Raw genomic sequence first — 10,846 nt, forward strand, 5'->3', positions numbered from 1 at the left:
GGTGGTGCGCGCGTGCACCACCGGTACGCAAGGAACGCAAGGAATGCACGGGGCGCGTGGGGCGCCGCGTGGGGCGCACGGACAGCGGGGGGCTGGCATGACGGGGACCACGGCGATACCGCACGAGGAACGCCGGATCGACTGGGACGGCTGCCTGAACGTCCGCGACCTCGGCCTGCTCCCCACCCTGGACGGCCGGCGCACCCGCACCGGCGCGCTGGTCCGCGCCGACAACCTCGACCGGCTCACCGCCGAGGGCCAGAACTCCCTGCTCGCGTACGGCGTGCGCACCGTCGTCGACCTGCGCGACGCCGCCGAGTACCGGCCGCTGCTGCCCGCCCCCGACGGCATCGACCTGGTCCGCGTCCCGCTCGACGCCCTGGCCGGGCCCGACTGGTGGGCCCGGTTCGGCGCCCTGGACGGCACCCCGCTGTCCTTCCGCCCCTACCTCGACCACTGCCGTCCCGCCGTCGCCGCACTGGTCGCCGCCGTCGCCCGGGCCCGCCCCGGCGCCGTCGTCGTGCACTGCGGCGCGGGCCGCGACCGCACCGGCCTGGCCGCCCTCGTCCTGCTCGCCCTCGCCGGGGCCACCCCCGCCGCGATCGCCGAGGACTACCTGCTCTCCGCCGAGAACCTCCGCCCGATCTGGAGCATCCTCGACCGCCCCGAGGAGGAGGCCGGCATCGCCCGCGTCCTCGCCGACGCGGGCACCACCCCCGCGCAGGCCCTGCACGAGGTCCTCGCCGAGTTCGACGCCGAACAGTGGCTGCCCGCCGAGGACGTCGCCGCCGTCCGGGCCCGCCTGCTCGGCTGACCCTCTGCCCCTCCGGTCCTCCCGGAGGCCTCGAACGCCCCCGGACGGCCCCGGCGCCCCGGCCCGATAATCGCTCGCCGGGCCGTCCGGGCCCGGACGATACTGCGCGGCATGACGGACTTCTCCCTGTTCGACACCCGCGGTTACCCCACCGTCGACGTCCGCACCGGCTACGCCGGGTGGGTCGACAGCTACGAGGACACGGTCCAGGACGCGATGGACGTCGACGTCCTGGCCCAACTCGCCGTCCCGCGCTGGGCCGAGGCCGGGCTCGCCGTCGACCTCGGCTGCGGCACCGGCCGCACCGGCGCCTGGCTGCGCGCCCGCGGCGTCACCGCCGTCGACGGCATCGACCTCACCCCCGAAATGCTCGCCCGTGCGAAGGCCCGCGGCGCCCACCGCCTCCTCCTGGAGGGCGACCTCGCCGCCACCGGCCTCCCCGGCGGCGAGTACGACCTCGCCGCCTGCTCCCTCGTCGACGAGCACCTCGCCGACCTCGGCCCGCTCTACCGCGAGGCCCACCGCCTGGTCCGCCCCGGCGGCCTGTTCACCCTGGTCGGCCTCCACCCCGCCTTCATCATGGCCGCGGGCATGCCCACCCACTACGACGGCCCCGACGGCCCGATCGCCATCACCACCCACGTCCACCTCGTCAGCGACCACCTCACCGCGGGCCTCGCCGCGGGCTGGCAGCTCGCCGAGATGCGGGAGGAGGTCGTCGGCGACCGGTGGACGGCCCTCAAGCCCAAGTGGGAGCGCCACCGAGGCCAGCCGGTCTCGGCGGCGTACGTCTGGCGCAAGGCGTAGGAAAAGGACCCGGACGCGGGGGACGGACCGGCCGAGCGGCCGCGCCGTTCCCCGCGCCCTTGTCCTCCCCGGCCTCAGAAGCCGGAGTTGGGCGCGGTCACCAGCCGGGCGCGCCCGTCCGCCCGCGCCGCGAGGCCCGCTTCGAGGCGGAGGGCGCGGGCGGGCCCGAGGAGGGCGAGCGCTTCGGGGACGGGGGCCCAGCGGTGGGCGTCGAGTTCGCCCGCCGGGAGGGTGACGGGGGTGTCGGCGGGGAACGTGCCGAGGTCGAAGAGGAAGTGGCAGGCGGGGTGGTCGAGTTCGCCGCTGGGGTTGGTCCAGGCGACGGCCAGGAGTTCGCCGGCCTCGCGGTGCAGGCCGGTCTCCTCGTGCAGTTCGCGGGTCGCGCACTGCCGCGGGTTCTCGCCGAGGTCGACGGTGCCGCCGACGAACTGCCAGGCGTCGCGGTACCCGGCCTTGACGATCAGGACGCGGCCGTCGGGGTCGGTGATCAGGCAGCCCGCGGCGGCGTACACGCGGTGCAGGGAGGCGAGCCATTCCTCGCGGGAGGCGAATTCGGGGGCGTCGGCCATGGCACTCCTTCGGCGGGGGCGGGAGCTTGCGGCCCCACTCTCCCACCCCCGCCGGGCCGGCCCCAGACGGCCCTCGGTGCGCGGGCCGACGGCCCTCAGTGCGCGGAGTGCCGTTCCGCCCCGCGGTGCCGGTGCCCCGGCAGCTCGGTGTGGGTGGCGGGCCCGGCGGTGGGGCCCGCCGTCTCCGGCGTCCGGCGGCCGCCGTGGCTGAACACCGCGTCGCCGTGGTGCGGGCCGCTGCGGGTGTCGGGGGCGGTACCGGTGCCGGTGGGCAGTTGCGGGGCGAGGGCCACCGGTTCGGCCATCATGCCGCGCTCCGCGAGCAGTTCCTCGGTGCCCCGACGGAGCATGGCCGTCCGGTCGGTCGAGCGCTCGGTCATCGCCGATCTCCCTTCGTCGGGCCTACACCAGACCGATATTCCCGTTATCCGCCGATATATTCCGGGGCGTCCGGTCCCCCTTGCCCGAACGGCCCGGCCGCGGTCGTACCGGTGTGGGACCATGCCGCGTGGCCACGGTGATACAAGCCGACGAATCCCGGGAGTCCCGGACGACCCCGCCCCCGCGCCGGACCAGGACCCGGCGGGTGGACCGCGTCCGGCACCCCGCCGCGCTGATCCGGACGGCCGTCGGGACGTGCTGGATCCTGCTGGTGCTGCTGCTGGCCGGCTACGCCCGCTCCTCCGCGCTCGGCCTGGACAGCGACGTGGCCCGCGGCGTCGAGCTGATGCCCTGGCCGCCCGCCAAGCTCACCGCCGCGCTGTGCGGCGCCGCGCTGCTCACCGTGCCGCTCGGCTTCGCCGTCGACCGGGTGCTGCGCGAGGGCGGCCGCCGGGTCGCCGACGGCGTCCTGGCCGCCGTCCTCGCGTACGGGCTCTCGCTCGGCCTGGACCTGCTCGCGGGCAGCCTCACCGCGCTCACCCACCCGCTGCCCGCCGGCCTCGGCCGCACCGACCCGGTGTACGGGCACCTCGCGCCGGTGCTGGCCTTCATGACCGCCGTCGGCACCGACGGGCGGCGCCGCTGGCGCACCGCCCTGGCCGTCACGCTCGGCCTGTCCGCCCTGTCCGGGCTGGTCACCGGGTACGCCACGCCGCTGTCGCTGGTGCTGGCGCTGCTGCTCGGCTGGACGGCCGCGCACGCCGCCCGGTACGCCGTCGGCGAGCCCGTCGGCTCCCCCACCGAGGAGCAGATCGCCGCCGCCCTGGCCGGCACCGGCGTCCGCCCGGCCGCGGTGCTCGCCCTCGGCCCCAGCCGCTACCTGGTCACCCAGCGCGACGGCCGCCCCGAGCTGGACGTCCACCTGCTCGACCGGTACGCGCAGGCCAGCGGACTGCTCGGCCACCTGTGGCTGGCGCTGCGGCTGCGCACCGCGCCCCGCCCGCTCGGCCTGCGCCCGCTGCGCGCCGGGCTGGAGCACCAGACCCTGCTCGGCCACGCCGCGTCCGCCGCCGGGGCCCGCACCCGCACCCCCGTCGCGGTGGTCGAACTCGGCCCGGACTGCGCCCTGGTCGCCTACCGGCGGATCGACGCCCGGCCGTTCGCCGAACTCTTCGACGAGGCCCCCGACCAGGACGGCGAGGACACCGCCGACACCGCAGGCCCCGCCGACACCGCAGGCCCCACCGGCACCACCGGCCCCACCGACGCCGAACTGCGCGACGCCTGGCAGCAGTTGGCGCTGCTGCAGCGCCGCCGGATCGCGCACCGCTCGCTGTCCCCCAGCACCGTGCTGCTGGACGCCGAGGGCCAGGTCCACCTGGTCGGGCTGGCCCGCGGCGAGATCGCCGCGAGCGACCTGCTGCTGCGCCTGGACGTCGCCGGGCTGCTCGTCGTCCTCGCCCTGCACGCCGGGTCCCGGCGGGCGGTGCGCGCCGCGATCGAGGTCCTCGGGCCCGGGCCGGTCGGCGCCGCGCTGCCGCTGCTGCAGCCGATCGCCCTGGCCCGCCGCACCCGGGACGCCCTCGCCCGGCACAAGGACCTGGCCGCCGACCTGCGCGCCGAGGTGCAGCGCCGGATGCCGCAGGCCACCGCCGTGCCCGTCCGGCTGGAGCGGCTGCGCCCGCGCACCCTGCTCACCATCGTCGCCTGCGTCGCGGTCGGGTACGTGCTGCTGCGGCTCCCCAACCCGGTCGCGGTGGTCTCCGGCGCCGACCCGCTCTGGCTGGCCGGCGCCGCGCTGTGGGCCGCGGTCAGCTACCCGGTGGCGAGCTTCGCGTTCAGCGGCTTCGTCCCCGAGAAGCTGTCCTTCCGCTCCACCCTGGCCGTCCAGACCGCCGGGTCCTTCGTCAAGGTGGTCGCGCCCGGCGGCGTCGGCGGGCTCGCCCTGAACACCCGCTACCTGCAGTGCGCGGGCATCCCCACCGCGCAGGCGATGTCCAGCATCGGCGTCAGCCAGCTGTTCGGCCTGCTGCTGCACATGCTGCAGCTCGCCGTGTTCAGCGCCCTGGTCGGCGCGGACGCCGCCGCGGCGGGCGGCGAGGGCTCCGCGCTGCCCAGCGGCTGGGTGCTCTGGCTGGCCGGCGCGGTCACCGCGGTCGTCGCGGTGTCGGTCGCCGCGGTGCCCTCGCTGCGGCGGCGCGCCCAGACCCTGCTGCGGCCGCTGCGCGCCGAGGTGCTGCCCCGGCTGCTCGACCTGGCCCAGCGGCCCGGACGGCTCGCCACCGGCGTGGCCGGACAGCTGCTGGTGTCGATGTGCTTCGTGGTGTGCCTGTACTGCTGCACCCGCGCGGTCGGCCAGCACCCGGACTTCGACGCCGTCGCGGTGACCTTCCTGGCCGGCAACGCGGCGGGCAACGTGCTCCCCACCCCCGGCGGCCTGGGCGGCGTCGAGGTGCTGATGCCCAACCTGCTGGCGGTCACCGGGCACCTCGACGGCCCCAGCGCGCAGGCCTCCGTGCTGCTGTTCCGGCTGCTCACCTTCATCCTGCCGGTGCTGCCGGGCTGGGCCGCCTTCGCCTGGCTCAAGCGACGCGAACAGATCTGACCCGGCGGGCGGCCGGGGACGGGCTACTCCCGGTAGTCCTCGTCCTCCAGCCCGACCTCCCGGACCTGCTCCACCGCGTCGCCCTCGTCCGCGGGCTCGGCGCCGCGCTCGCGCCGCTGCCGCAACACCTCCAGGTCGTCCACCTCCGGCTCGGCCGCCGCCCGCTCCTCGTCGGCGGCCTCCAGCACGGTCGGGGACTGCTCGTCGTCGTCCTCGGGAAACTCCGGGTTCTCCGCATTGGCACGCATACCGCCAGTATCCGGCCGATCCGGCGGGAACCCGAGCCTTTCCGGCGGCGGGTCTCGCATCCGGGCCCGGGCGGGCCAGGCCTCGGCGGGGCCCGGCCGGACGCGGGCGGCTCAGGCCTTCGCGGGGGCCCGGCGGTTGGCGGACGGCACGACCAGGGGGGTGCCGGTCTCGGGGTCGGGGACGACCCGGCAGGGCAGCCGGAAGACCTCCTCGACGAGCTCGGCGGTGACCACCTCCTCGGGCGGCCCGGCGGCGACCAGCTTCCCGTCGCGCAGGGCGACCAGGTGGGTGGCGTAGCGGGCGGCCTGGTTGAGGTCGTGCAGGACGGCGACCAGGGTGCGGCCCTGCTCCTCGTGCAGGCGGGCGCACAGGTCGAGCACCTCGATCTGGTGCGCGATGTCCAGGTAGGTGGTGGGCTCGTCGAGCAGCAGCAGCGGGGTCTGCTGGGCCAGCGCCATGGCGATCCAGACGCGCTGGCGCTGGCCGCCGGAGAGCTCGTCCACCGGCCGGTCGGCGAGCTCCGCGACGCCGGTGTCGGCCATCGCCTCGGCGACCACCCGCTCGTCCTCGGTCGACCACTGGCGCAGCACGCCCTGGTGCGGGTAGCGGCCGCGGGAGACCAGTTCGGCGACGGTGATGCCGTCCGGGGCGATCGACGACTGCGGGAGCAGGCCCAGGGTGCGGGCGACCTGCTTGGCGGGCAGCGTGGCGATCGACCGCCCGTCCAGCAGCACCTGCCCGGCGACCGGCTTGAGCGTGCGGGACAGCGCGCGCAGCAGGGTGGACTTGCCGCAGGCGTTCGGGCCGACCACCACGGTGAAGGAGTGGTCGGGGATGTCCACGGTGAGGCCCTCGGCGATGGTGCGCTTGTCGTAGGCGAGGGTCAGGTCGCGGCCGGCCAGGCGCGGCTCGGGCTGGGCCATCGGGGGCTCCGTTCGGGACGACGGGACGGGCGGGGACGGGTGCTCGGACGGGTCCTGCACCGGGACGGGCAGGGACGGGTGCTGCACCGGGACGTGCGGGGACGGGTGCTCGGACGGCTCGTTCACAGGCGGCCGGCCCGGCGCTGGGTGGCGAGCAGCCAGACCAGGTAGCCGCCGCCGAGGACGCCGGTGACCACGCCGACCGGCAACTGGCGGTCGCCGAACAGGTGCTGGGCGGCGAAGTCCGCGGTGACCAGCAGCGCGGCGCCGGTGCACATCGACGCGGCCAGGTTCGGGCCCGGCGAGCGGGTGATCCGGCGGGCCAGCTGGGGGGCGGTCAGGGCCAGGAAGTTGACCGGACCGGCGGCCGCCGCGGCCAGCGAGGCGAGCAGCACGGCCGCGCCCAGCAGCACCATCCGCAGCCGCTCGGGGCGCACGCCCAGGCCGCTCGCCGCGTCGTCGCCCAGCTCCAGGACGCGCAGCGCGGGCCCGCAGCCGAGCAGCACCAGCGGGACGAGCACGGCCAGCGCGAGCACCAGCGGGCGGGCCTGCTCCCAGCCGCGGCCGTCCAGGCTGCCGGTCAGCCAGAGCACCGCGCGGGCGGCGTCCATCAGCTGGGTGCGGGTCAGCAGGTAGCCGTTGACGCCGGTGAGGATCGCGGCCGTCCCGATGCCGACCAGCACCAGCCGGGCGCCCTGCACGCCGCCGCGCCAGGCCAGCGCGTAGATCAGCGCGCCGGTGACCAGCCCGCCCGCGACCGCGCCGCCCGCCAGCACGGCGCTCGACCCGCCCGCGACCACCACGAGCAGCGCGCCGGTGGCCGCTCCCTGGGTGAAGCCGAGGATGTCCGGGCTGCCCAGCGGGTTGCGCACCAGCGTCTGGAACAGCGCCCCGGCGAGCGCCAGCGCCGCACCGACCAGCAGCGCGGTGACGACCCGGGGCAGCCGCAACTGGTTGACCACGAAGTCCTCGGCGGGGCCGCCGTCGCCGAGCAGCGCCCGCACCACCTCGCCGGGCGCGATCGGGTAGTCGCCGCGCCCGAGCGCCAGCACCGCGACCACCGCCGCAACCACCAGCGCCGCCACGCACACGGCCAGCCCCCGCGGCCGGTACCGCACCGAGAACCGGGCAACCCGCAACGTCCTCACGCCCGCACCTCCCCGCCACCCGTCACGACCACTGCACTCGTCACAACCACCGTGCCCGTCACCACCACCGCGTCCGCCCACCGGTCGGCCGCGGGCCGCGTCCCCGGCACCGTCCCGCCCGCCGCAGGCGTCCGGGACGCCCCCGCGCAGGTCGCGGGCCGCGGGGTTCGTGTCGTCGTCCTCATGCGCGGGCCTTCCCCCGTCGTGCGAAGTACAGGAAGAACGGGCCGCCGAGGACGGCCGTGACGATGCCGACCTGCAGCTCGCCGGGGCGGCCCAGGACGCGGCCGAGGACGTCGGCGCCGAGCAGCAGGACGGGGGCCAGGACGGCGCAGTACGGCAGCAGCCAGCGCAGGTCGGGGCCGGTGAGGGCGCGGACCAGGTGCGGGACCATCAGGCCGACGAAGACGATCGGGCCGCACGCGGCGGTGGCCGCCCCGCACAGCAGGGTGACGGCGGCGATCGCGGCCGCGCGGACCGCGGCCGGCCTGGCCCCCAGTGCCCGGGCCGCGTCGTCGCCGAGCGCGAGCGCGTTGAGCGGGCGGGCCAGGCCGAGCGCGAGCAGGGCGCCGACGGCGACGAACGGCAGGATGCCGAGCACGGTGGAGGTCTGGGCGCTGGCCAGCGAACCGACCGTCCAGAAGCGCATCTTGTCGAGCGAGGCGGTGTCCAGCAGCATCACGGCGCTGACGTACGAGTACAGGGTGGCGTTGAGCGCGGCCCCGGCCAGGGCGAGCCGGGCGGGGGTCGCGCCGCGTCCGCCGCCGACGGCGTACACCAGGACGGAGACCAGGGCCGCACCGGCCAGCGCCCACCAGACGTAGCCGGTGAAGGAGGTGACGCCGAGCAGGGCGGCGGCGGTGGCGACGGCCGCGGAGGCGCCCGCGTTGATGCCGAGCAGGCCGGGGTCGGCGAGCGGGTTGCGGGTGAGGGCCTGCATGACGCCGCCCGCCAGGCCGAGCGCGGTGCCCGCGAGCAGTCCGAGCAGGGTGCGGGGCAGGCGCATCTGGTGGACGACGGTGTAGCCGGGGGCGTCCGGGTCGAGGAGTCCGTGCCAGACCTCGGCGGGGCTCAACTGCCTGGCGCCGAGGCCGAGGCTGAGCACCAGGACGGCGAACAGCACGAGCAGCCCGGCGGCCAGGCCGAGCGCGCGGGGCGAGCCGCGGCGGGCGGTGGCGGCGCCGGGTGTCGGGAGGGAGCCGGTGGTGCTCAAGGGTGCTCCGGGTGGGTCGGGGGACGGGTCGGCGGGCCCCGGGGGGCTCTCCGTACCGCAACTTAGGTTAGGTTAACCTGCGTACGCCCGGCGGCCACCGCCGGGTACCGCACCTCGGCACCCCCACCGACGTGCAGCTCCCCCCTGCCCCGAAGCGCCCGAACCGAGGTACCGCCATGTCGTCTTCCCCCCGCCTGACCCGCCGCGGCCTGCTCGCCGCGGGCGGAGCCACCGCCCTCGGCGCGGTGCTCGCCGCCTGCGGATCCTCCGGCGACAAGGCGACCGGTGGCTCCGGCTCCGGCTCCGGGGACGCGGCGGGCGGCGGCCCCTGGACCTTCACCGACGACCGCCCGCAGACCGTCACCGCCAAGACCACGCCCACCCGGGTGGTCGCCTTCACCGGCGCCGCCGCCGCGCTCGCCGACTTCGGCCTGGACAAGCAGCTGGTCGGCGTCTTCGGCGAGACCAAGGCGGCCGACGGCAAGGCCGACCCGCAGGCCGGCAGCCTCGACGTGGACAAGATCGAGATCATCGGCAACGCCTGGGGCGAGTTCTCGATCGAGAAGTACGCGGCGCTGCGCCCCGAACTGCTGGTGACACACATGTACGACCCGGGCGCGTACTGGTACGTGCCGGACGAGTCCAAGGACAAGATCCTCCAGCTCGCCCCGCAGGCGCTGGTCTCCACCGGCCGGGTGACCATCACCCAGCCGATCGAGCACTACGCCAAGCTCGCCGAGTCGCTCGGCGCGGACCTCAAGGCGCAGCCGGTCGTCGACGCCAAGGCCCGCTTCGAGAAGGCCTCCGAGGAACTGCGGCAGGCCGTCAAGGCCGCGGGCGGCGTCAAGGTGATGGCCTGCTCCGGCAGCGCCGACCTGTTCTACGTCTCCAACCCGAAGATCTCCTGCGACCTGATCTACTTCGCCGAGCTGGGCGTCGAGTTCATCCAGCCGGAGAAGACCGACGGCGGCGACTACTACGAGGGCCTGAGCTGGGAGAACGCGGGCAAGTACCCGGCCGACCTGCTGCTGCTCGACCAGCGCTCCACCGCCCTCCAGCCCAAGGACCTGACCGCCAAGCCCGCCTGGGGCCAGCTGCCCGCCGTCAAGGCCGAGCAGATCACCCCCTGGGACGCGGTGCCGCGCTTCTCGTACGCCGGGTTCGCCCCGCTGATCGAGCGGCTGACCGCCGCGATCCAGAAGTCCCGCAAGCTGAGCTGAAGGACCGTCCGATGAGCGACCTCGCCCAGGAGTACGACTTCTTCCCCGCCCACGTGGTGCGTACCCGCCGCCTCGGCCCGACCCTGCTGCGGGTCACCTTCGGCGGCGAGGCGCTGCGCGCGTTCGCGAGCGGCGGGCGCGACCAGTCCTTCTCGCTGTTCCTGCCGCAGCCCGGGCAGGACGAGCCGAACCTGCCGTACGCGGAGGGCGAGGGCTGGTTCGCGGCCTGGCGGGCGATCCCGGCGGACGAACGGGCCGTGATGCGCTCCTACACGATCCGCGCGCAGCGGGGCGGGGGCGGAAGCGGTGCCGAACCGCCCGAGGTGGACGTCGACTTCGCGCTGCACGGGGTCGGGGCGGACGCCGGACCGGCCACCACCTGGGCCTCGACGGCCGGGCCCGGCGCGCGGGTGGTGCTGCTCGGACCGGCCGTCGCCGACAACCGCTCGGTCTCCTTCCGACCGCCCGCGGACGCCGACTTCGTCCTGCTGCTCGCCGACGAGACGGCGCTGCCCGCGGTCGGCGGCATCCTGGAGTGGCTGCCGGCCGGCACCCGAGTCCTGGCCTGGATCGAGGTGCCGGACGCCGCCGACGTCCAGGACCTGCCCGCCCCCGACGGCGTCGACCTCACCTGGCTGGTCCGCGCCCCCGGCGCCCCCTCCGGCCTGCTGCCCGCCCTGCGGGCCGCCGAACTGCCCGACGGCGCCCCGTACGCGTGGATCGCCGGGGAGTCCGGCACCGTCAAGGAACTGCGCCGACACCTGGTGCGCGAACGCGGCGTCGACCGGCGGGCGGTGGCCTTCTCCGGCTACTGGCGACGCGGCGCCTCCGAGGACCGGCTGCGCGAGGAGGCGTACGCCGACCCGTCCTGACCCCGTTCCCCCTCTTCCTCCCCTCCCCTCCCCCCTCCTCCCCTC

The 10,846-nt window shown here is 76.3% G+C and carries 11 protein-coding genes; 5 read left to right on the forward strand and 6 right to left on the reverse strand.

The genetic code is table 11. The features are described 5' to 3' along the window. Positions 1-97 precede the first annotated feature (97 nt). Both OO57_RS05115 and OO57_RS05120 read left to right on the forward strand, forming a co-directional pair. Positions 98-814 carry a tyrosine-protein phosphatase gene (locus OO57_RS05115; RefSeq protein ID WP_033251030.1) on the forward strand — a complete coding sequence of 239 codons (717 nt, stop codon included), beginning with the start codon at positions 98-100 and terminating at the stop codon, positions 812-814. Between the two features lie 111 nt (positions 815-925). Beyond that, positions 926-1,621: a class I SAM-dependent DNA methyltransferase gene (locus OO57_RS05120; protein ID WP_033251031.1), complete on the forward strand. Its 696-nt coding sequence runs from the start codon at positions 926-928 to the stop codon at positions 1,619-1,621. Between the two features lie 74 nt (positions 1,622-1,695). Here the strand turns inward: OO57_RS05120 and OO57_RS05125 are convergent, their stop codons facing one another. Together OO57_RS05125 and OO57_RS05130 are read right to left on the reverse strand one after the other, a co-directional pair. Next, a complete protein-coding gene (locus OO57_RS05125; protein WP_033251032.1) occupies positions 1,696-2,190 on the reverse strand; it encodes an NUDIX domain-containing protein in 495 nt (164 codons plus the stop codon). A 95-nt stretch (positions 2,191-2,285) separates the two neighbouring features. Further along, a complete protein-coding gene (locus OO57_RS05130; RefSeq protein WP_033251033.1) occupies positions 2,286-2,570 on the reverse strand; it encodes a hypothetical protein in 285 nt (94 codons plus the stop codon). A gap of 206 nt (positions 2,571-2,776) precedes the next feature. Here OO57_RS05130 and OO57_RS05135 point away from each other — a divergent pair, with 206 nt between their 5' ends. Continuing rightward, a complete protein-coding gene (locus OO57_RS05135) occupies positions 2,777-5,176 on the forward strand; it encodes a lysylphosphatidylglycerol synthase transmembrane domain-containing protein (protein WP_033251034.1) in 2,400 nt (799 codons plus the stop codon). Between the two features lie 23 nt (positions 5,177-5,199). Here the strand turns inward: OO57_RS05135 and OO57_RS05140 are convergent, their stop codons facing one another. The 4 genes from OO57_RS05140 to OO57_RS05155 form a co-directional block, all read right to left on the reverse strand. Further along, on the reverse strand, positions 5,200-5,424 hold the full coding sequence (locus OO57_RS05140) for a hypothetical protein (protein WP_033251035.1): 225 nt from the start codon (positions 5,422-5,424) through the stop codon (positions 5,200-5,202). Between the two features lie 111 nt (positions 5,425-5,535). Continuing rightward, positions 5,536-6,348 carry an ABC transporter ATP-binding protein gene (locus OO57_RS05145; RefSeq protein WP_033251069.1) on the reverse strand — a complete coding sequence of 271 codons (813 nt, stop codon included), beginning with the start codon at positions 6,346-6,348 and terminating at the stop codon, positions 5,536-5,538. 122 nt (positions 6,349-6,470) lie between these two features. Next, positions 6,471-7,496, reverse strand: a complete 1,026-nt coding sequence (locus tag OO57_RS05150) for a FecCD family ABC transporter permease (protein WP_033251036.1) — start codon at positions 7,494-7,496, stop codon at positions 6,471-6,473. 181 nt (positions 7,497-7,677) lie between these two features. Beyond that, on the reverse strand, positions 7,678-8,709 hold the full coding sequence (locus OO57_RS05155) for a FecCD family ABC transporter permease (RefSeq protein WP_033251037.1): 1,032 nt from the start codon (positions 8,707-8,709) through the stop codon (positions 7,678-7,680). 176 nt (positions 8,710-8,885) lie between these two features. Between OO57_RS05155 and OO57_RS05160 the strand changes: the two genes are divergently transcribed. Together OO57_RS05160 and OO57_RS05165 are read left to right on the forward strand one after the other, a co-directional pair. Beyond that, the gene (locus tag OO57_RS05160) at positions 8,886-9,929 is read left to right on the forward strand and encodes an ABC transporter substrate-binding protein (RefSeq protein WP_033251038.1); all 1,044 of its coding nucleotides are present in this window, start codon (positions 8,886-8,888) and stop codon (positions 9,927-9,929) included. Between the two features lie 11 nt (positions 9,930-9,940). Continuing rightward, on the forward strand, positions 9,941-10,801 hold the full coding sequence (locus tag OO57_RS05165; protein ID WP_033251039.1) for a siderophore-interacting protein: 861 nt from the start codon (positions 9,941-9,943) through the stop codon (positions 10,799-10,801). The last annotated feature ends 45 nt before the right edge of the window (positions 10,802-10,846 follow it).

Source organism: Kitasatospora phosalacinea (assembly GCF_000717185.1).
GTDB lineage: Bacteria > Actinomycetota > Actinomycetes > Streptomycetales > Streptomycetaceae > Kitasatospora > Kitasatospora phosalacinea_A.